The sequence below is a fragment of the Winogradskyella psychrotolerans RS-3 genome (genome assembly GCF_000427335.1).
Classification (GTDB): Bacteria; Bacteroidota; Bacteroidia; order Flavobacteriales; family Flavobacteriaceae; genus Winogradskyella; species Winogradskyella psychrotolerans.
In genome coordinates this window covers 110,080-131,166 of record NZ_ATMR01000206.1, presented here as the reverse complement: position 1 = coordinate 131,166, position 21,087 = coordinate 110,080, and the positions used below count along the sequence as shown (strand labels likewise).

At 33.2% G+C, this 21,087-nt stretch carries 17 protein-coding genes, 2 pseudogenes and 1 riboswitch; of the genes and pseudogenes, 11 read left to right on the top strand and 8 right to left on the bottom strand.

Features of this window, described 5'->3' with window-relative positions; all coding sequences use genetic code 11:
• Positions 1 to 12: 12 nt before the first annotated feature.
• Positions 13 to 729 carry a DUF6503 family protein gene (locus ADIWIN_RS18670; RefSeq protein WP_020898086.1) on the top strand — a complete coding sequence of 239 codons (717 nt, stop codon included), beginning with the start codon at positions 13 to 15 and terminating at the stop codon, positions 727 to 729.
• 64 nt (positions 730 to 793) lie between these two features.
• On the opposite strand, the gene ADIWIN_RS18665 is transcribed toward ADIWIN_RS18670, so the two are convergent.
• From ADIWIN_RS18665 to ADIWIN_RS18655, 3 genes are all read right to left on the bottom strand, one after another.
• Positions 794 to 1,519 (bottom strand): hypothetical protein, encoded by a 726-nt coding sequence (locus ADIWIN_RS18665; RefSeq protein WP_020898085.1) that lies wholly within the window; start codon positions 1,517 to 1,519, stop codon positions 794 to 796.
• A 757-nt stretch (positions 1,520 to 2,276) separates the two neighbouring features.
• A complete protein-coding gene (locus tag ADIWIN_RS18660; protein WP_020898084.1) occupies positions 2,277 to 4,064 on the bottom strand; it encodes a ribonucleoside-diphosphate reductase subunit alpha in 1,788 nt (595 codons plus the stop codon).
• A gap of 30 nt (positions 4,065 to 4,094) precedes the next feature.
• Positions 4,095 to 5,369 carry a ribonucleotide-diphosphate reductase subunit beta gene (locus ADIWIN_RS18655; RefSeq protein WP_020898083.1) on the bottom strand — a complete coding sequence of 425 codons (1,275 nt, stop codon included), beginning with the start codon at positions 5,367 to 5,369 and terminating at the stop codon, positions 4,095 to 4,097.
• An 826-nt stretch (positions 5,370 to 6,195) separates the two neighbouring features.
• On the opposite strand from ADIWIN_RS18655, the pseudogene ADIWIN_RS18650 reads away from it, so the two are divergent.
• Positions 6,196 to 6,928 (top strand): annotated as a pseudogene (locus ADIWIN_RS18650) (LytR/AlgR family response regulator transcription factor).
• Positions 6,929 to 7,118: 190 nt separating this feature from the next.
• Positions 7,119 to 8,888, top strand: a complete 1,770-nt coding sequence (locus tag ADIWIN_RS18645; protein ID WP_020898081.1) for a tetratricopeptide repeat-containing sensor histidine kinase — start codon at positions 7,119 to 7,121, stop codon at positions 8,886 to 8,888.
• Between the two features lie 71 nt (positions 8,889 to 8,959).
• Here ADIWIN_RS18645 and ADIWIN_RS18640 read toward each other — a convergent pair whose 3' ends face one another.
• On the bottom strand, positions 8,960 to 9,529 hold the full coding sequence (locus ADIWIN_RS18640; protein WP_020898080.1) for a DUF3109 family protein: 570 nt from the start codon (positions 9,527 to 9,529) through the stop codon (positions 8,960 to 8,962).
• A 171-nt stretch (positions 9,530 to 9,700) separates the two neighbouring features.
• Between ADIWIN_RS18640 and ADIWIN_RS18635 the strand changes: the two genes are divergently transcribed.
• The 3 genes from ADIWIN_RS18635 to ADIWIN_RS18625 are packed head-to-tail and all read left to right on the top strand — an operon-like array spanning position 9,701 to position 11,105.
• On the top strand, positions 9,701 to 10,282 hold the full coding sequence (locus ADIWIN_RS18635) for a MarC family protein (RefSeq protein WP_020898079.1): 582 nt from the start codon (positions 9,701 to 9,703) through the stop codon (positions 10,280 to 10,282).
• A gap of 11 nt (positions 10,283 to 10,293) precedes the next feature.
• A complete protein-coding gene (locus ADIWIN_RS18630) occupies positions 10,294 to 10,494 on the top strand; it encodes a hypothetical protein (RefSeq protein ID WP_020898078.1) in 201 nt (66 codons plus the stop codon).
• A complete protein-coding gene (locus ADIWIN_RS18625) occupies positions 10,494 to 11,105 on the top strand; it encodes an NAD(P)/FAD-dependent oxidoreductase (RefSeq protein ID WP_020898077.1) in 612 nt (203 codons plus the stop codon). Before ADIWIN_RS18630 ends, ADIWIN_RS18625 begins: the two co-directional genes overlap by 1 nt.
• On the opposite strand, the gene ADIWIN_RS18620 is transcribed toward ADIWIN_RS18625, so the two are convergent.
• From ADIWIN_RS18620 to ADIWIN_RS18610, 3 genes are all read right to left on the bottom strand, one after another.
• Positions 11,095 to 12,702 carry a S41 family peptidase gene (locus ADIWIN_RS18620; protein ID WP_040757723.1) on the bottom strand — a complete coding sequence of 536 codons (1,608 nt, stop codon included), beginning with the start codon at positions 12,700 to 12,702 and terminating at the stop codon, positions 11,095 to 11,097. The genes ADIWIN_RS18625 and ADIWIN_RS18620 overlap by 11 nt on opposite strands.
• 1 nt (position 12,703) lies before the next feature.
• Complete coding sequence (locus ADIWIN_RS18615) at positions 12,704 to 13,156, bottom strand: deoxycytidylate deaminase (RefSeq protein ID WP_020898075.1); 453 nt, start codon at positions 13,154 to 13,156, stop codon at positions 12,704 to 12,706.
• 105 nt (positions 13,157 to 13,261) lie between these two features.
• Positions 13,262 to 13,852, bottom strand: a complete 591-nt coding sequence (locus ADIWIN_RS18610; RefSeq protein ID WP_020898074.1) for a HupE/UreJ family protein — start codon at positions 13,850 to 13,852, stop codon at positions 13,262 to 13,264.
• A 135-nt stretch (positions 13,853 to 13,987) separates the two neighbouring features.
• Positions 13,988 to 14,111: riboswitch (SAM riboswitch) on the top strand.
• Between the two features lie 99 nt (positions 14,112 to 14,210).
• Here ADIWIN_RS18610 and ADIWIN_RS18605 point away from each other — a divergent pair.
• The 5 genes and pseudogenes from ADIWIN_RS18605 (at position 14,211) to metF (ending at position 20,611) form a co-directional block, all read left to right on the top strand.
• Positions 14,211 to 15,377: a trans-sulfuration enzyme family protein gene (locus ADIWIN_RS18605; RefSeq protein WP_020898073.1), complete on the top strand. Its 1,167-nt coding sequence runs from the start codon at positions 14,211 to 14,213 to the stop codon at positions 15,375 to 15,377.
• Entirely contained in the window at positions 15,377 to 16,378 is a 1,002-nt protein-coding gene (locus ADIWIN_RS18600) for a homocysteine S-methyltransferase family protein (RefSeq protein ID WP_020898072.1), read from the top strand. Before ADIWIN_RS18605 ends, ADIWIN_RS18600 begins: the two co-directional genes overlap by 1 nt.
• Positions 16,379 to 16,407: 29 nt before the next feature.
• Positions 16,408 to 16,764, top strand: coding sequence for a four helix bundle protein (locus tag ADIWIN_RS18595; protein ID WP_020898071.1), 357 nt, complete (start codon positions 16,408 to 16,410; stop codon positions 16,762 to 16,764).
• Between the two features lies 1 nt (position 16,765).
• On the top strand, positions 16,766 to 19,516 hold the full coding sequence (gene metH / locus ADIWIN_RS18590; protein WP_020898070.1) for a methionine synthase: 2,751 nt from the start codon (positions 16,766 to 16,768) through the stop codon (positions 19,514 to 19,516).
• 142 nt (positions 19,517 to 19,658) lie between these two features.
• A pseudogene (metF, locus tag ADIWIN_RS18585) lies at positions 19,659 to 20,611 on the top strand (methylenetetrahydrofolate reductase [NAD(P)H]).
• Positions 20,612 to 20,623: 12 nt separating this feature from the next.
• On the opposite strand, the gene ADIWIN_RS22030 reads toward metF, so the two are convergent.
• Positions 20,624 to 21,067 carry a DMT family transporter gene (locus tag ADIWIN_RS22030; RefSeq protein WP_316929665.1) on the bottom strand — a complete coding sequence of 148 codons (444 nt, stop codon included), beginning with the start codon at positions 21,065 to 21,067 and terminating at the stop codon, positions 20,624 to 20,626.
• Positions 21,068 to 21,087: the final 20 nt, after the last annotated feature.

Below are 21,087 nucleotides of genomic sequence, written 5' to 3'. Positions count from 1 at the left end.
AAAATAACTACTATGAAATCTTTCTTCGCCTTAGCCCTATTGTTATGGTCTTTTTCTGGTTTAAGCCAAAACCTATCCTCACAAGAATTATTAGACAACGCTATTAAATATCACGATCCCAATGGGAATTGGGAACACTTTAATGATACGTTTACCGTGGTAATGACTATGCCTAAAGCAGCAAAGCGCACTAGTTCTATTTCAATTAATTTACCTGCAGAATATTTTAGTGTTACCTCCACAAAAGATAGCGTAACAACCACGTATGCCTTAAACAAGGATAAATGCACGTTGACTTATAATGGCAAAGTTTTAGACAGTCTTAAGGCTAAAGACAAAAACATGACGTGCGATAGAGCGACACTTTACAAAAACTACTATTCGTATTTGTATGGTTTGCCAATGAAGTTGAAAGATGAAGGCACTAATCTTGGCAAGGTTGAAAAGAGAACCTTTAAAGGCAAAACGTATTTGGTTTTAAAAGTAACGTATGATGAAGCCGTAGGTAGTGATGTTTGGTATTTTTACTTTAACCCGAAGACGTATGCTATGGAGATCTATCAGTTCTTTAAAACAGATGAGCATGGTAAAGAGAAACCAGATAGTGGTGAATATATAATGCTTTCAGAAGAAACGCTCTTAAATGGTATTAAAATCCCTAAAGTAAGAGCTTGGTATTATAATAAAGCGGATAAGTATTTAGGAACTGATACTTTGGTTGAAGATTAAGGTTTATAATCTGAATTGAATAAAAAAAGCATCTCATTTCTGAGATACTTTTTTATTTTTAGAATTATGCAACTTCATCAAAATTTGATAAACCATAACCTAGAATTTCTTGAATCAAATCTAATGCTACAGATTTCTGTGATTCATACGTAGGCTCATAACCAACATACTTTAATCTATTTGAAACATCAATATTTGCCCTCATTCTATTTTTGTTTTTCAAATAAAATGTCTTTGATGAATCGTTATGATTAATCCCAAACGAAATCTCATCAACCACGTATTTACTCATGAATTTGATTTTATCCCCAAGATCTAATCTTGAGAAGAATAATTTATATAATTCAAATTTGAATAAATCATTTTCAGTTTGATTAAAGAATTTTAATTCTTTAATCTCTTCTCCTGTCGCGTTGAGATTAACATTACCCCAAAGAGATAATTGCACCTCCTTGGAATATCTATAATTAATCAATCTCACCTTTTTTAATTTTCCTTTCTCCATCATATTGGATAGATAGTTGAAATTTAATCCTGGTTCTAGAATAATTCTAAAGTTATCGAAGCCATTTATGTTTAGAAATTTTTGGAATTCTCTTTCATAAATTATTTTCACTCCATGTTTAGATTTATTCTCAAATACTACATAACCATATTTTGAATTTTCAGGAATATGTACTAATGAAAACATCTTCCTGCTTTGTAATTCATTTTTATTAGCGGAATAATTCAAAGCATTAGTATTTCCATCTCTAATATCAAAAAATCTCTCCAGTGTATGCTGAATCAAAACTTGTTACTAATATTCTATCATAATCTTGTTTCTCAATATTAGTTGTAATTGAAAAGGTTCTTTTATTTCCATTGTTATCAAAATAATCAACCTTCTCTTGCTTAAGAGAATGATAATACCCATTACAAATATTTAATAAATCTTCACTTCCATTGAAGTAATTTAAAATTTGTTTTCTTTTCTATTATTAAGGATAGAGATCCTGTATATCATGAAATTTGTCATTTTATTTCCTTGTTTTAGTACAGACCTTATTTTTTTACGGTCAATACTGTTATTAACAAAAAGTGGTTCATAAATAATTCAAGTTCATAAAGCCTGAAAACATTACGAGTTTAAGCCACTAACTCATTTTTGGAAATATTTATCTTGGTAGAAGTATTCAAATTTCGTTTCTTTGCAAAACGAAAGCGAGATGAGTTAATCTCTTTTCTAATTTATTTTATACAATATTAGGGGTCCAATCCAATTATGTATTCAAAAAAACCAAGAGGAATATTTCACATGTTCCTTTTTTTATGTCTTTTTTCTACTCTTCATTTTTAATTTAATTCAACTTAATATTTATAGTTTTCAAAGCCAATTTATTTAGTAACCGGATTAAAACATTTTTTAATTAAAATTTATTACAACAACCTACATATCAATACCTTAGACTCGAAATAACACTTTAAAATTTCGCCTTAAAAAACCACCCTACAGTAGAGTGGTTTTAAATTTTATTATGAGAGATTACTGCCTTCGCAGCAATTTATTACCCTTCACAACTGGTACAATCTTTCTTTTGCTTAAACTTCTGTGCAGCATTCATACTGTGTTGGTAGTACAATGACTTCACACCTAATTGCCAAGCCGTAACATAGATTTTATTAATATCTTTTACTGGCATATCTGGATGCACCATAATGTTCAACGATTGTGATTGATCTATATGATTTTGTCTGTTTGCTGCCTGGTAGATAATTGTCATTTGATCAATTTCTGAATAGGTTTTAAACACATTCTTCTCTTCTTCTGTAAGACCTTCTAAATGTTGTACAGAACCATCATAATCACGGATGCTTTTCCAAACGTCATTAGTGTTCATTCCTTTTTCCTTTAAAAGCTCTAATAAATAAGGATTCTTAATCGTTGTTTTGATTTTTGCGATATCCTTTACATAACTGTTAGACCAAATTGGCTCAATACCTTGAGATACTTGTCCTAAAATAAACGCTGAAGATGTTGTTGGTGCTACAGCATTTAATGTGGTGTTACGTCTTCCGTATCCTTTTAATACTTCTGGCTCACCAAATAACTCAGCTAATTCTTCTGAAGCTTTAACCGATTTATCTTTAATTGTTTTAAAGATTTCACTGTTTAAGTCGAATGCCTCTTTACTATCAAAACCTACCATTTTAGATTGTAATAATGAGTGCCATCCTAAAGCACCTAAACCTAAAGCTCTGTTTTCTTTAGCAAACGTGTATGCCTTTTCCATAAACATAAATGTATGTCTATCGTCACGGTTTTCAGAATCTCTATACACTTCTAATTTTGTAATAAACTCTTCTAAAACGGCATCTAAGAAATATACCATTGTTTCAACAGCATCGGTATCTTTCCACTTATCATAATGTAATAAGTTTATAGAAGATAATACACAAACAAAAGACCAACGATCGTTTGTAGGCAACATAATTTCTGAACATAAGTTACTTGCGTAGATCTCATGTTTTTGATCTTTATAAGCATCCGGTGCATTGTTATTAGCATTGTCTCTAAAGAAAATATAAGGATATCCTATCTCTCCTCTACGTTGTAATACTTTTGCCCAAATAGCTCTTTTATCTGAATCGCCATCAATCATTTCTTGCATCCACTCATCACCTACAGTAACACCATGTGTTAACTCTTGAATTGGATTTCCTTCTGTTCCTATTTCTAAAAACTCGTGTATATCTTGATGCTCAATTGGTAAGTATGGAGAAAAACGACCTCTTCTCACTGACCCTTGACTTACAACATCGACCATTTTTTCGAACAACTGCATAATGTGAACTGCACCAGAAGACTCACCGTTATTTTTTACAGGAGCACCTCTATGACGCAATTTTCCAAAATAACCAGAAGTACCACCTCCTAATTTAGACATCATTCCAACTTCTGACTGTGTATAAAGGATATCTCCCATATCATCAGAAATATGCGAACCAAAACAACTAATTGGTAAGCCACGTTTTTTTCCAAAGTTTGACCACACTGGAGATGCTAATGAGTAATATCCTTCAGCCATATAGCCATAGAACTTATCTGCAAAACCATCAATACCTAATATTTTTTCTGCGTTGTTAGCAATTTCTCTAATTCTTTCTTCTGGAGTTGTATCACCTGTAAGGTAACCTGAAGCTAAAAATTGACGACTATGTTCTGTTAACCATTTAATTTCTGGTTCTGCTTTAGCTTCTTTAATAGCTTCTTTTCTAGCTTTAATTAATTCATCGTGGCTAGATGCTGTTGTTGTTGATTCTTGAATCACTTTGTCTTTGATGTCTTGGTTCATAGGGTCGTTAATGGATTAAATTAGGTCGTCTTAAAATAGGTCGTCTCCGGTTACACTTTTTTGTCTCTTTGCATAGTTTATTGAACGCTTCACGAAGAAATCTCCGTGCTTTGTTCCTATAATTTCGTCATCAAACCATTCGGTTTGCACTAATAACTTTTCATCTACATCAAATACTTTTTCGATGCCAATGCTTTCTAATGAATTATTAAATCTGTTTTTTATAAACTCATTAATAACATCTTTAGGTAAGAACTCTAGTTCTCCTGCTTCAAAAATCCAATCCACAAGTTTGCTCTCAGAGTCAAATGCTTCTATACATAAATCTCTTACTAGAGTGTTGTGCTCTGCATCAAACCAAGTTGGATTTTCATTTTTGATAATTTTGATGATATCAATTCCGAAATCACCGTGAATTTGCTCTTCTTTCGACGTTGCTTCAACCACATTAGAAACACCTTTAAGCATGTTCTTGTGTTTGTTAAAAGCCATGATGATTAAAAACTGAGAAAATAAAGACACATGCTCAATAAATAGAGAGAATAATAAAATTGACTCTGCATATTCTTTATTGTCTTCACTTTTAGCATTCTTTAAAGCGGTTTCTAAATAATGAACACGTCTCATTATTACTGGCTTTTTCTTCAGGTTTTTAAATTCGTTATTAAGACCTAATATTTCTAATAAATGCGAGTAAGCATCATGATGACGCACTTCACTTTCCGCAAATGTTGCTCCTACCGATCCGATTTCTGGCTTCGGCATTTTGTTGTAAATCTCACCCCAAAATGATTTTACCGCCACTTCAATCTGCGAAATAGCAAGCATGGTATTTTTAATCGCATTTTGCTCTACAACTGTCAATCTTGTTTTGAAATCTTGAATATCGCTAGTAAAGTTAAATTCTGAATGGATCCAGTACGAGTGTCTAATTGCATCTACATACTCATTAAGCTCAGGATACTCGTAAGGTTTTAAGTTGATACGCTTTTCAAAAATATTTGTTTTTCTACTTCTCGCTTGTTCGTCTCTATATAATATGTAAGCTTTTGCCACACTAGGAAAAGAGCTTGTCATTAATTTTTCTTCAACAAGATCTTGTACCTCTTCTACAGTAGGTAAATAATTATGATCTCTTCCCTTTCTCTCTAATAATGTTTGCAACACATTTACAGAAATTGTATTGGCGTCTTCCTTGCTACCATTTCCTACAGAAAGCATTGCTTTTTCAATAGCATTTGTGATTTTATTTAAAACAAACGGACTTGTTTCATAATCTCTTTTTATAATCTGAGTAATCTCCATATTTCTTTTAATTTTAAAGCCTATCTAGTCATTAGAGTGGTATGAAACCATTCTAAACTGATTGGGTAAATCCGTTAAACGTTTTATATTTTTCCTTTATAGAAATAAAGGGCTGAATTTTATAAAAAATGATTTTTCCTCACGATTTTCAAATCCAAAAACTAGAAAAATCTATTTTATTTTGCTCGCTACAAAGATTGACAATTGTCAGTAAAAATGAAAGCTAATTTTATAAACATTGTCAACAAGTTCTTAACAAATCAGTTTATAGTGGAAGAAAAGAGAAGATTGCCAAAAACGAAACTAAATAACTGTATATTAAGTGATTAAAACAAATATATTACAAATAAAAATGTAAGTTTAATCGTGTTAAAATGAAGGTTAACAACCGAGTTTATTGACGGTTAAGACATAAATATTTAGCTGAAATTAAGCCACAAAAAAGAGCGTTGACATAACGCTCTTTTTTCCCTAATAACTAACTAAAACTAATAATAAGCAATTAAAAAATTACGTATTACAAATTAACACAGTAATGAAAGATTAGAATTTTAAAACCCTAAATTTTACTAATTAATAGCATTAAAACCAAAAAGCAAACCCCTAATTTGCTGTAATTTTTGGTTAATTTCATTACACAAATATGACCATAATTCACTATACTTCAACGATGTAATGTATAACTGGTAAAAAAAAGTGTATATCTGGCTGTACTATTTTTCTTTAACTATTTTTAGCATTCTACACACTAAACCATGCATTGCATACATATTTATATCCTTAACACTCAATATATTGCTATATTTAGATTTAATAATTTATACCTATGTTAAAAGCAGTAATCGTAGACGATGAACCAAAAGCCGTACAAAGTTTAATTTGGGAAATCAATAATTTTAGCGAAGAAATAGAAGTTATGGCCTCCTTTACTGACCCAGATGAAGCGCTAACGTATTTAAATTCGCATACACCAGATTGCCTGTTCTTAGATGTACAAATGCCAACTATTGGTGGTTTTCAATTTTTAGAACAACTCAACAATCCCAACTTTGCCGTGGTCATAACTACCGCATACGATGAATATGCTATAAAAGCTTTAAAACACGATGCTATTGATTACTTATTAAAACCTATAGATTCGGATGATTTAAGAAACTGCATCTCAAAAATTAAAAAATATAGCGAACGCACCATTAACTCCCAAAAGTTAGAGCGTATGCTCACTAATTTTAATTCGCAATTCGATAAAAAAAGATTACCATTAACACGGATGGAAAACTACTTTTTTTAGATGTCGATGATATTATCTATATAGAGTCTGACGGTAATTACAGTACGCTATTTTTACAGAATCAGAAAAAAATAGTGCTCACCAAAAATTAAAAGAAGTTGATGCCATTTTACCAGAGCATTACTTTTTTAGGATTCACAACTCCTACATTATTAATCTGAACAAGATTAAAGCATTCATTAAAAATGAAGGTTATGTTATTATGGACAGTGATCATAAAATTCCTGTAGCGAGACAGCGCAAATCAGATTTTCTTGAAAAACTATAAATCGCAATCATGAATTATTTATTTAAGAATCAACTACTAAAAATATCTCTGGTTTTTTCTTTTTAATTCCTATAGTTCTGCGCAGCAAACAAGTTTTGAAAACTCATTAATCTATATAAAAAACAATACACCTATCCTATACGCTGAAATTGATTCCCTATTTGAACCATTTGAACAGGATAGTCTAAAAATGAAACGTTTGCTTAATGTTTCTAAAGACATCGCTTCTTTTGAAAGTTCTAGCTATGCGCTTAATGCTTTAGGCGTCATTCAAAGAAATACTTCTAAATACAACCAAGCTATTGCTTCGCATAAAGAAGCAGAGGCTTATGCCGACAAGGTAGAAAGCACCGAATTTAAGATTATTAGCCTAAATATGATAGGTGTTGTTTATAGACGGATGGACATGGTTAAACCAGCATTGGACTACCATACCGAAGCTTTAAAAATTGCGTATTCTGTTGTACACCCCTCACGAACCATCACTGAGAACATTGCTGTTTCACAAAATAGTATTGGTAATATCTATTTAGTTTTAAAACAATATGACTTAGCCATCAATCAATTTAATAAATCTCTTAAAATTGAAAAAAGCATTGACAACAAATTAGGCCTAGCTATTAACTATCACAATATAGGTTATGCAGAAGAAGCTAAAGGCAACCTAAGTTCAGCCTTATCTAACTTTCAACAATCACTGGATTATAACAATATAATTAATTCTGAAATTGGACGCGCTATTTGCTTCAATAGTATTGGAGGCATTTATCTAAAACAACACAATTACAAGGAAGCAGGACCTATTATTAAAGAAGCTCTAAGTAAAGCTCTAGATATTGACGATCAATACTATATTTCGGCTTCATACCTCAACCTTGGCCAATTAGAAATTGAAACTAATCAACTCATTTCCGCAGAAAAGCATTTAAAAAAAGCCCTCAACATAGCCAATTCTTACAATTTAAAATCAACTGTTGCAGAATCTAGCAAATTACTATCTAAACTTAACCAAAAGAACAATGATTTTAAAACAGCATTAAAGTATTACCAAGAAGCTGTTGAAATAGAAAACACCATATTAACGGAACAAAACCTACAGTATGTTAATGATATCGCCGTTGAATATGAAAACGAAAATAAAAACAATCAAATAAAAGCTTTAGCTCTAGAGAATGAATCCGTTCGTTTACGCTTAGAGCGAAATAAACAGATCTTGCTCTACACATCCCTACTCTTAGTAATTATAGGTATCGCCCTTTTTATTATTCAAAGAACAAAAGCCCTAAAGCGCGACAAACATATCTTAACCTTAGAACAAGATATGTTACGCAGTCAAATGAATCCTCATTTTATATTTAACTCCCTTAATTCTATAAAGCTTTATATTATTAATAATGATAAAACCAATGCCGTTTATTACCTCAACAAATTTTCGAAACTCATCCGAAAGATTTTAATGGCGTCTAAAGAAAAAGAAACCTCTCTTAATGACGAGCTCGAAACCATGAAGTTGTATATGAATATTGAAAACATTCGGTTTTCAAATGAAATAGATTTTACTATTATGGTAGATCCGTCTATAAATACTGAAATCACAAAATTGCCCTCTTTGGTGCTTCAACCTTTTTTAGAAAACTCTCTGTGGCATGGCTTATCTTCCAAATCTAACAACAAAAAAATAATCTTAAACGTTAGGAAGAATTCACCCAATTTTATCACTGTAGAAATTATAGACAATGGTATTGGTAGAATTGCCTCGAAAAAAATAAATGATAGAAATCGACTTGAACGCAACTCTGTTGGTATAGATATTACAAAAGCACGATTGGCTAATTTCTCAGAAGCTTTTCAAAATTCATATACATTAGACATTGAAGATTTATATGAAAATGAAAAACCGTCTGGCACTAAAATAATCTTAAAAATCCCTACAAAATTGAAGACTCAATTTATAAACTAGAGATGTTTAAAAAGCATATTACATGGTCTTGTAAAATGAGTTACAGCAAACAAGAGTTAAGGTTAAAAAACTTATCGCTTATAAGTTTCGGCTACTTTTTCTAATTCTGCATACCAATCCTCACCAAACTTTCTAATCAATGCTTCCTTTACAAATTTGTAAACAGGCACTTGTAATTCTTTACCCAAAGAACAGGCATCATCACAAATTTCCCACTTATCATAATTAACTCCAGAAAACTCAGTGTATTCCCTTATTCGTATGGGATATAAATGACAAGACACCGGTTTCTTCCATTTAATTTCTCCCTGATTGTAAGCCTCTTCTATGGCGCAAAGTGCCGTTTTCTTCTCGTCAAAAATAACGTAAGCACAATCTGCACCATTAATTAATGGAGTTTCAAAATCTCCAAAATCGGTAGTTATTGAAGTCCCTTGGGCCTCAATAGCATCGATACCTTCTTTACGAAGAAATGGTTTTACTTTGGGATAAATATCTTCTAAGATTTTGACCTCATCTTTTTCTAAAGGAGCACCTGCATCACCATCGATACAACATGCACCTTTACAAGCCGAAAGATTGCAAACAAAATCCTTTTCTATAATATCTTCTGAAACTATGGTTTTTCCGAGTTGAAACATGCCGCAAAAATACTTAAACTTAACCGCAATTTTCCATTGAAAATCTTTAATAATATCTCACCTTTGCAAAAAATTTCAAAACCCATACTAAAATATAGCTATTAAGCAATTAAAGACCAATAACTTATAGCCCTATTTTAGAAGTTATAAATGATTTAAAATACTCAAAAAATGCAACTTAATTTTAAAGAAATATTTACAGCTTTCATGATTCTTTTTGCGGTTATCGATATCATTGGAAACATTCCAATTATCATAGATTTACGTAAAAAAGTTGGACATATACAAAGCGGAAAAGCCTCTATAATCGCTGGTGTAATAATGATTATTTTCCTTTTTGTAGGAAAAAGTTTATTAAGTCTTATTGGCATAGACGTCAACTCATTTGCCGTTGCTGGTGCATTTGTAATATTCTTTATTGCTTTAGAAATGGTTTTAGGTATTACCCTCTACAAAGATGACGAACACAGTTCGGTTACCGCTTCTGTTTTTCCATTAGCATTTCCATTAATGGCAGGACCAGGAACATTAACAACCTTATTATCGTTACGTGCAGAATTTGCTATTGAAAATATTATTGTTGCTGTAATTAGTAATGTCGTTGTCATTTACATTGTCTTAAAAACATCATCAAAAATTGAACGTATCATAGGTGCAAACGGAATTAACATTATAAGAAAAATATTTGGTGTAATTTTGTTAGCTATCGCAGTAAAACTATTTGCGCATAACATTAAAGCTTTACTGGCTTAAATTTTTTAAACATGAAAGTATTCACACTAATTCTATCAGTTATTGCATTGGCTCTTATTATTTTTAATACTACAAAGCTGAATTTTGATGCCCTCTTTGATGGAGAAAGCCAAACAGCTTTAATTACAATTGTGGCTGCACTTTGTGCACTTATATTATTGCAAATTCTAAGAGTTTCTAAGAAGATTGAAAAACTAAGTAAACGTCGCTAATGAATTATGATGCTTTAATTATCGGTGGTGGAGCAGCTGGCTTGTCTTGCGCTTTGATTTTAGGTTCTGCCAAAAGCAAACCTTTTGCAGAAGGCAAACATATTGGCATTATTACACACCAAAAAGCATCACACCTTCAAGACGCCTTATTTAATAATGTCTTAGGATTACAACCTGGCACCTTAGGTTCAGATATTTTAACGGAAGGTAAAACACAACTGACAGCGCTCTATCCTCATATTTCTCAAATTGAAAATGAAAAAGTAAATGAAATAAAGAAAGTGGAGGCTGGTTTTATAGTGACTACTAATAAAAACAGTTATTATTCTAAGATTGTTGTCGTTGCTGTTGGTTACACCAATTTAATAACCATAGAGGGTCTTGAAAACTATATAGAACCGCATCCGAGAGCAGCACTAGAAAAAGATAGAATTTGGTTAAAAAACACAGATCATCTGATTGAAAAAAACCTATATGTTGCTGGTACGTTAGCCGGTTGGCGTAGTCAGTTTGCCATGGCTTGTGGTAGTGGGTCTCATGTGGCAACCGATATTTTAACGCTTTGGAATGATGGAAAACAGACCAAAATTCACGATAAAGTTACTGTTTAAAATTAGGATATTCCGTGCTTAAAAGAATAACTTCTTGCACCATAATATCTTCTTTATTTAAGATTTCTTCAAACGCATTATCATCATATAACTGTTGTGCCAACGTTGCTTTTATTAAGCGTTTTATTTCGGCATTATAGACGGTAAAAGTGATATTAGTACGCTCTCTTTTATTAATGTAATTCTGAAAACTTACCACAATATCATCACTCACTTCAAAATTATTAATAAAATCGTATTTAGAAATATCTTGGTATATCGTGCGATCTTTATCTAATTCTTCAAAAACGAAATAACCAAAATGCCCTCTACGTCTTAAGTAGTTGATGGTCTCATTATCAAACAAGCGATCTACTGGTACAAATACATCTGGAATTATTCCTCCTCCTCCATAAACCACTTTCCCTTTTGGTGTGGTAAACTTTAAAGAGTCATCAACGACTATACTTTCTTCATCTGCTAATTCTCCGGTTCTTAAACGCTTATAATAATCATTATAATAATTCTCGCTTTCACCATTAGTATATGGTTTTTGTATAGAACGACCTGTTGGAGTATAATATCTAGACACTGTTAATCGTACAGCACTGCCATCGCCTAAAGCCATTTCGCGTTGTACTAAACCCTTTCCATAAGAGCGTCTACCAACAATAATCCCCTTATCATTATCTTGAAGTGCACCCGCAATAACTTCACTTGCTGATGCGGAATTTTCATTGATCAGAATATAGAGTTCTCCCTCTTCAAAGTCTCCTCGTTTTGTGGCGTAAATGCGCTCTTCTTTTCCTCGTTTGTCTTTTGTAAATAAGATAAGCTTATCGTCTTCTAAAAATTCATCTGCAATTTGTTCTGCAATACCTAAAAAACCACCTGGATTATCTCGTAGATCTAAGGCTAATTTAGTAGCACCAAGATCTTTTAACTCAATTAAAGCTAACTTAAATTCTTTAAACGTAGATTCTGCAAAACGATTCATTTTTATATATCCCAAATCATCAGTAAGCATATAAGCTGCATCAATACTCTTTATGGGAATAGCCTTTCGTTTGATATCAAACTCTAATAATTCATCCTCACCTTTCCTATAAACCGTAAGTTTTACATTGGTGTTTTTATCACCTTTTAATTTCTCACCTATATCATCATTAGAAATACTGGGACCGTATAGCGTATCTCCATCAGCTAACAGAATACGGTCTCCACTCATAATACCTGCACGCTCACTTGGACCATATTCGGTAGGTCTAATTACGGCAATACTATCTTTATAAGCATAAAAATTAATACCAATACCAACAAAATCACCTTTCATGTTTTCGGTAATTCGCTCTAAATCTTCTTTAGGAATATACGTTGAATGTGGATCTAAATTATGTAAAATACCATTGACAGTAACATCTACAATACTGTCTGTATTTACTTCCTCTACGTATTCGTAATCGATATAATCTATTAACCGATTGAGTTTATCCTTTTTGCTATTTGTTGTGAAGAGATTATCTGATGTGTCAGAAAAATTTAATTTTCCACCTATAATGACTCCTGCTGCTATTGCAACACCAATAATAAGTGGTATGTATTTATTTTTTGTTGCCATACTATTTCCCGTCTGAATAGGAATCTGCATTTAAATCTTCTATAAGTTCTAATTCAATACCTGCTTTTTTTAGAAAATCAATTCCTGAGCAGTCCTTATAATCTTGTTGGTAAACAACTCGGACAATACCTGCTTGGTGAATTAACTTACTGCATTCTTTACAAGGAGAAAGTGTAATGTACAACGTTGCACCTCTACACGATTGGGTTGATGATGCCACCTTTAAAATGGCATTTGCCTCAGCGTGTAACACATACCATTTGGTATAACCTTCATCATCCTCGCAATAATTCTCAAAGCCTGTTGGTGTACCATTATAACCATCAGAAATGATCATTCTATCTTTAACTATAAGCGCACCTACTTGTTTACGTTTACAATGGGAAAGCTTTCCCCATTCTTTCGCAATTCTTAAATAAGCTTTATCGTAGCGTAATTGTTTTGCCTTTGACATTAATAATTAGTGTTATACAAACGTACTATGTACGTAACGAAGATAAACGGATAGTATTTTATATGCCATTACCTTCTCGTTAAAGTTTTACCAAACTTTTTTAGCTTATTTTAGAAAATCGCTCTCTATTACCATTGGAATAACCAAGCCTGTTACAATCGCAGAAATCACCATAACCCAATCGCGACGCGAAAATCTAAAGACTGTTTGGCATAAAAACCCTAAAAATAAGACAATAAAAACAATGATGACTTGGGCAAGTTCGATTCCTAAAGCGAATTCAATAAGAAGTTCTAGTTTATTTTCCGATTGACCTGAAAACATTTTAAACTCCCTTGCAAAACCTAAGCCATGTATGATTCCGAAAAACAAGGTTGTAAAAAACAATAAGCCAATTTTACTTGTTTTAGATTTTTTGCCTGCAGTAAACACGTTATAAATTGCCATAATTAAAATGGTGACTGGTATTAAAAATTCTACTAATTCACCATTAATACTCACAATACCATAAGCCGCCAAAACCAATGATAGTGTATGACCTAATGTGAATGTTGTTACTAAAACAAGGACACGTTTCCAATCATTAAAAACATAAGGCACAGCTAACACCATTAAAAAAAGAATATGGTCATAACCATTAATATCTAAAACATGGTTCATGCCGTATTGCACATTAAACCAGAAATTTTCTAACATAATAATTTTATTTGGGAAAATCAAAGTTACAATTAAAATGCAATATGCCTTCGATAAAATAAAGTGAATAAAATTTGTTTAATCCTATTTTCTTTCGGAATATTGTAACTTACAAAGTTCAAGCAACTTATTGAAATGTTATCAAGAAAGGTGGAGGGATTAGACCCTTTGAAACCTTAGCAACCCTTAAACTTATTAAGAAGGTGCTAACTTCTACGTTATTGTCGATTCATTTATCGCGCAATTGGATAGATAACCAAACATAATTACTCATCTGTAATTACAATTCTTTATAACATTTTCTATACATGCGTCTAAGACGTTTTTAAGTTTATTGATTTACTTAAATTATCAGAAAATGAATTCCAAACATATTGAAACACAGGCGATACGCACCCAAATAGAGCGTTCGCAATTTCAAGAGCACTCCAATCCTTTATACTTAACATCGAGTTATGTTTTTGAAGATGCCGAAGATATGCGTGCCTCATTTGCAGACGAAAAACAACGTAATATTTATAGTCGCTATTCCAATCCTAACACCTCAGAATTTACAGAAAAAATCTGTTTAATGGAAGGTGCGGAACGTGGATACGCATTTGCTTCTGGCATGTCTGCTGTGTTTTCAACTTTTGCCGCCCTATTAAATGCTGAAGATCATATCGTGTCTTGTCGTAGTATTTTTGGATCAACCCAAACTTTATTTAATAACATTTTACCGAAATGGAATATTTCGAATAGCTATTTTAAAATAGATGAACTAGATACCATTGAAAGTCTAATTCAACCCAATACAAAAGTAATTTACGCTGAGAGTCCAACCAACCCTGCTGTCGATATTTTAGACTTACAGCGCTTAGGAGATATTGCAAAAAAACATGGTTTAATCTTCATAATCGATAATTGCTTCGCCACACCTTACTTACAACAACCTATTAAATTTGGTGCGGATTTAGTTATTCATTCTGCAACAAAATTAATTGACGGACAAGGCAGAGTTTTAGGTGGTGTAACAGTTGGCAGTTCTGAATTAATTCAAAAAATATATTTATTTTCTCGAAATACAGGTCCAGCCTTATCACCTTTTAATGCCTGGATTTTGTCTAAAAGCTTAGAGACATTACCTGTTAGGGTCGACAGACATTGCGACAATGCCTTAAAAGTTGCTACTTTTTTAGAATCGCATGGCAACGTAAATTTTGTAAAATATCCATTTTTAAAATCGCATCCACAATACGAATTAGCCAAAAAACAGATGAAACAAGGAGGCAATGTTGTGGCTTTTGAAATCAAAGGTGGCATTGAAGCTGGTCGTAAGTTTCTTAATGCGATTCAACTATTATCACTATCTGCAAATTTAGGAGATACACGAAGTATTGTGACGCATCCTGCATCTACAACACACGCTAAAATACCAGAAGATATTCGATTACAAACTGGAATAACAGGAGGCCTCATACGCGTTTCTGTTGGTTTAGAACATCCTGAAGACATTATTAATGATTTAAAACAAGCCTTAAACTAATGGTAGATATTAGAGAAGAATTACAAAAACGCATCTTAGTTCTCGATGGAGCCATGGGAACCATGCTTCAGCAATACAAATTCACAGAGGAGGATTTTAGAGGAGAACGTTTTAAGGATTACCCGTCTCCATTACAAGGCAATAATGATTTACTATCACTAACACAACCGGTTGCCATTGCAGAAATACATGCAAAGTATTTTGAAGCTGGAGCAGATATTGTAGAAACCAACACCTTTTCGGGAACTACAATAGCCATGGCAGATTATGACATGGAAGATCTAGTGTACGAATTGAATTTTGAATCTGCTAAAATCGCCAAACAAGTCGCTGAGAAATTCACAAAAGAAAATCCTGAAAAACCACGTTTTGTAGCGGGAAGTATTGGCCCAACCAACAAAACAGCGAGTTTATCACCAGATGTGAACCGACCAGAATACAGAGCAATTACATTTAATGAATTACGCGTTGCCTATAAACAACAAGTTGAAGCTTTAATTGATGGTGGTGTTGATCTGCTTTTAGTGGAAACTATTTTTGATACTCTAAATGCAAAAGCTGCTTTATTTGCTATTGAAGAAGTAAAAGAAGAACGCCATATCGATATTCCAATTATGGTTTCTGGAACCATTACAGATGCTTCTGGAAGAACGTTATCCGGACAAACAGTAGAAGCTTTTTTAGCTTCTATATCGCACATTCCACTATTAAGTGTTGGCTTTAATTGTGCCTTGGGAGCAGAACAGTTAAAACCCTATTTGCAACGTTTATCTAATGAAACTGAGTTTTTTACCTCAGCACATCCAAATGCAGGTTTACCAAATGCCTTTGGGGAATATGAAGAATCACCAAAGCAAATGCAACAATTTATTGAAGACTACCTTAAAGATGACTTAATAAATATCATTGGTGGTTGCTGCGGAACGAGTCCTGCGCATATAAAAGCAATTGCGGAGGCTGCCAAGAACTACGAACCAAGGCAATTAGTTGCTGGTGTTTAGTTGATGGTTGTCAGTTTTAAAAAGAAAAAATGAATTATACAGAATTAGATGTTTGGAAATCCTCTAGAGAACTTGTGAAAAACGTTTATTTACTGAGCGATTTATTCCCTAAAGAAGAATTATACGCTTTAACGAATCAGGTAAAAAGATGTTCTATATCAATTCCATCAAATATTGCAGAAGGACTAGGACGTCAATCGAACAAAGAAACTATTCATTTCTTATACATATCAAGAGGTTCTTTGTTTGAATTAGAAACGCAACTTTATTTAGCTTTTGATTTAAATTATATCTCTAAAGAGCAATTAGAGACTATTTTAACACAAGTAACATCTTGTAAAAAATTACTAAACGGATTCATTAATTATTTCAAATCTAAAAACTAACATGAGTTCTACCAACAACTATCAACAATCAACTAAAAACCATAAATATCTTACACTCTCTGGTCTCGAACCTTTAGTGGTGACTCCTGAAAGCAATTTCATAAATATAGGTGAACGCACAAACGTTACTGGTTCTCGAAAATTTCTTCGTTTAATAAAAGAAGAAAAATACGATGAAGCTTTAGAAGTTGCCAGAGACCAAGTTGATGGTGGAGCACAAATTCTAGACGTTAATATGGATGAAGGTATGTTAGATGGTGTTTATGCCATGACGACCTTTTTAAATCTCATTGCTTCAGAGCCCGATATTTCTAGAATTCCATTAATGATCGATAGTTCTAAATGGGAAATTATCGAAGCTGGCTTGCAAGTTGCTCAAGGTAAATGTGTGGTTAATTCCATCAGTTTAAAAGAAGGGGAAACCCAATTTAAGCACCAAGCAAAATTGATTAAACGTTATGGAGCCGCTGTTGTGGTGATGGCTTTTGATGAAGATGGTCAAGCCGATACTTACAACAGACGTATAGAAATTTGCAGACGTTCGTATCATATTTTGGTAAACGAACTTAAATTCCCGCCTCAAGATATCATCTTTGATCCTAATATATTTCCTGTGGCCACAGGAATGGATGAGCATCGCAGAAATGCACTCGACTTTTTTGAAGCTACCAAATGGATTCGCGAAAATCTACCTTATGCTAATGTTTCTGGAGGTGTCAGTAATGTGTCATTTTCATTTAGAGGTAATAACGTTGTTCGTGAAGCGATGCACTCCTCATTTTTATATCATGCGATTAAAAATGGTATGAATATGGGAATCGTTAATCCAACAATGCTTGAGATCTATGATGAAATAGATAAAGATTTATTAGAACGTGTAGAAGATGTTTTGTTTGATAGACGCGATGATGCTACAGAGCGCTTATTGGATTATGCCGAATCGGTAAAAGGACAGAAAAAAGAGCAGGAAGACAAAATCTTAGAATGGAGGAGCTATCCCCTACAAGAACGAATTACTCATGCTTTAGTAAAAGGTATTGATGCCTTTATTATAGAAGATGTTGAAGAAGCACGAAAAGCTTCGGAGAAACCGATTCATGTTATAGAAGGTCATTTAATGATTGGTATGAATGTGGTTGGTGATTTATTTGGAAGTGGTAAAATGTTCTTACCACAAGTGGTAAAATCGGCTCGCGTCATGAAAAAGGCGGTGGCCTATCTTCAACCCTTTATAGAAGCTGAGAAAGACGGAAAACAAGAATTTGCAGGACGAATTTTAATGGCAACCGTCAAAGGAGATGTGCATGATATTGGAAAGAATATTGTGAGTGTCGTTTTAGGTTGTAATAATTATGAAATCATTGACCTTGGAGTTATGGTGCCACCCGAAAAAATTGTGGAAACCGCCATAAGAGAAAAGGTAGACATTATTGGGCTGAGCGGCTTAATTACACCATCGCTAGACGAAATGGTTTATGTCTCTAAAGCACTCGAAAAACAAAACGTAACAATTCCAATTATAATTGGAGGAGCTACAACCTCTAGAGCACATTCTGCCGTAAAAATCGCACCACATTATAGCAATACTGTTGTGTACATTAATGATGCATCACGTGCGGTAACAGTTGTTGGTGATTTATTAAAAAAGGACAGTAAAATTTATAAAGATCAGATTCGCGAAGAGTATGACAAATTCCGAGAACAATTCTTAAAACGCACCAAGAAAAAAGAATATTTAACGATTGCTGAGGCTAGGAAAAACAAATTCAAAATTAATTGGAACACCTCTGAAATCGTAAAACCTAAACAATTAGGGATTCATATATTAGAGGATTTTGACATTAGCAAACTTGAAGATTTTATTGATTGGTCTCCATTTTTTAGAAGTTGGGATTTGCATGGAAAATATCCAGCGATTCTAACCGATGATGTCGTTGGTGAGCAAGCCACCATACTATTTGCTGATGCACAAGACTTACTGAAACGTATTTTTGATGAAAAATTACTGAAGGCAAAAGGTGTTTTCGGGTTGTTTGAAGCTAATACAGTGGATGATGATGATATTGAGATTACAATCTCTGATTGTCATGCTGAGCTTGCCGAAGCATCTCAAGAAGGTTTCGACTGCGCTCAATCAGACAAATTAAAATTCCTAACACTTCGTCAACAATCTAAAAAAGCAGCAGGAAAACCCAACATTGCATTATCAGATTTTATTGCTCCAAAAGCCACAGGAAAACAAGATTATATGGGTTGTTTTTGTGTCTCTACAGGATTCGGAACTCATGAGTTAGCCGCAAAATTTGAAGCTGAGCATGACGATTACAACTCTATTATGATTAAAGCTTTAGCCGATCGTTTAGCTGAAGCTTTTGCAGAATATTTACATAAAGAGGTACGAATTAACCATTGGAATTATACTAATGATGACAACTTAACCAATGATGATTTAATAAAAGAAAGTTATAAAGGGATTAGACCAGCTCCTGGTTATCCTGCGTGTCCAGATCATTTAGAAAAGAAAACGATTTGGAAGCTTTTAAATGTTGAAGAAAACATTGGTGTAAAACTTACAGAAAGTCTAGCGATGTGGCCAGCAGCCAGTGTGAGCGGTTATTATTTTGCCAATCCTGAAGCACGTTATTTTGGATTAGGGAAAATAAAAGAAGATCAAATTGAAGATTACTCTAAACGAAGAGAAATTTCAAATGAAGAAGCAACGAAATGGTTGAGTCCGAATATTGCAGATTAATTAGACTAAAATCTTAGACCTAGCAGGTTTCAAAAACCTAGCAGGTCTTATACAACAGAGCGCTCCTACAAGGTTTCAAAATACCTTGTCGGTATCAATAAAATGTAACATTAAAAAGATACCCACTTTCGTGGGCATGATTATGAAAGTAACAGACCACATAAAAAACGCCAACGGAAAAACACTATTTTCTTTTGAAATTATTCCACCAAAAAAGGAAATAGCATTCAGCAACTCTATAATAATATTGAGCCTTTAATGGAATTTAAACCTCCTTTTATAGATGTTACCACCTCTAGAGAAGAGTATCTCTATATTGAAAAAGATGGCCTCTTAGATCGGAAAATCACGCGTATGCGACCTGGAACTGTTGGTATTTGTGCCGCTATAAAACATAAATATGATGTTGATACTGTTCCGCATGTATTGTGCGGTGGATTTACAAAAGAAGAGACTGAATACTTATTAGTAGACTGTCATTATTTAGGAATAAATAACGTGATGGCTTTGCGAGGAGATGCCATGAAACATCAGCAATATTTTGAGGCTTGTGATGGCGGACACCAATTTGCTAAAGGCTTAGTGAGTCAAATTCAAAATTTAAATAAAGGACATTATTTACATGATGTACTTGAAGCAGATGATAAATCTGATTTTTGTATTGGTGTTGCTGGTTATCCTGAAAAACATATTGAATCACCTTCCTTAAGAACGGACTTAAAACGACTAAAAGAAAAAGTAGATGCTGGTGCCGATTATGTGGTAACACAAATGTTTTTTGATAACCAGAAGTATTTTGAGTTTGTAGAAGCCGCTAAAGCAGAAGGCATTAATGTGCCTATAATTCCTGGTATTAAACCGATTGCTGTAAAACGTCACTTACAGTTATTACCGCAAGTATTTAAAATTGATTTACCAGAAGATTTAATAGAAGCAGTTGAACGTTGTAAAACTAATGAACAAGTTAGACAAGTGGGGGTTGAATGGGCCATTACCCAATCTAAAGAGTTACAACAAGCCGGTGTCCCAGTGCTTCATTATTATTCTATGGGAAAGAGTGATAATGTAAAAGCGATTGCTTCTGAGTTGTTTTAGAGCTACTATTCTTTATTTCTTTTTAGTCACAACATTCAATGTTAAGCCCAAAACAATAAGTAAAATTCCTAAAACACTCCAAATCGTATAAATTTCACCAAACCAAAACAAACCAATTATCATGGTGAAAATAACTTCAAGATATTTAAGAGGAGCCACTTGATTGGTTTCTCCGGCTTGCATGGCTTTAGTCATGTACAATTGCGCAAAATAGCCAAAAACACCTAAGCTTAATAACACTAGCCATTCTTTACCCACAGGATTCACCCAATCATTAATGGCTAACACACCACCAATAACGGCTGAAATAATCATAAAATAATTGACTACAACCACTGGGTGATCTCCACTTCCAATTTTTCGTATGGTAATGTAAACCAGACCGACAAACACTGCCGATATTAATGCAAATACAATTCCTTTAATTTCCATTTCAGTATCAAATCCTTTCAACACAAGGACGCCTATAAATGCAA

Bases quoted from the DNA above. Each gene is read 5' to 3' on its own strand.
- ADIWIN_RS18595 (WP_020898071.1), top strand. From the start codon at position 16,408: ATGAATTATACAGAATTAGATGTTTGGAAATCCTCTAGAGAACTTGTG.
- ADIWIN_RS18600 (WP_020898072.1), top strand. From the start codon at position 15,377: ATGGTAGATATTAGAGAAGAATTACAAAAACGCATCTTAGTTCTCGAT.
- ADIWIN_RS18670 (WP_020898086.1), top strand. From the start codon at position 13: ATGAAATCTTTCTTCGCCTTAGCCCTATTGTTATGGTCTTTTTCTGGT.
- ADIWIN_RS18630 (WP_020898078.1), top strand. From the start codon at position 10,294: ATGAAAGTATTCACACTAATTCTATCAGTTATTGCATTGGCTCTTATT.
- ADIWIN_RS18640 (WP_020898080.1), bottom strand. From the start codon at position 9,529: ATGTTTCAACTCGGAAAAACCATAGTTTCAGAAGATATTATAGAAAAG.
- ADIWIN_RS18620 (WP_040757723.1), bottom strand. From the start codon at position 12,702: ATGGCAACAAAAAATAAATACATACCACTTATTATTGGTGTTGCAATA.
- metH (WP_020898070.1), top strand. From the start codon at position 16,766: ATGAGTTCTACCAACAACTATCAACAATCAACTAAAAACCATAAATAT.
- ADIWIN_RS18655 (WP_020898083.1), bottom strand. From the start codon at position 5,369: ATGGAGATTACTCAGATTATAAAAAGAGATTATGAAACAAGTCCGTTT.
- ADIWIN_RS18605 (WP_020898073.1), top strand. From the start codon at position 14,211: ATGAATTCCAAACATATTGAAACACAGGCGATACGCACCCAAATAGAG.
- ADIWIN_RS18625 (WP_020898077.1), top strand. From the start codon at position 10,494: ATGAATTATGATGCTTTAATTATCGGTGGTGGAGCAGCTGGCTTGTCT.
- ADIWIN_RS18610 (WP_020898074.1), bottom strand. From the start codon at position 13,852: ATGTTAGAAAATTTCTGGTTTAATGTGCAATACGGCATGAACCATGTT.
- ADIWIN_RS18615 (WP_020898075.1), bottom strand. From the start codon at position 13,156: ATGTCAAAGGCAAAACAATTACGCTACGATAAAGCTTATTTAAGAATT.
- ADIWIN_RS18645 (WP_020898081.1), top strand. From the start codon at position 7,119: ATGAAACGTTTGCTTAATGTTTCTAAAGACATCGCTTCTTTTGAAAGT.
- ADIWIN_RS18660 (WP_020898084.1), bottom strand. From the start codon at position 4,064: ATGAACCAAGACATCAAAGACAAAGTGATTCAAGAATCAACAACAACA.
- ADIWIN_RS18635 (WP_020898079.1), top strand. From the start codon at position 9,701: ATGCAACTTAATTTTAAAGAAATATTTACAGCTTTCATGATTCTTTTT.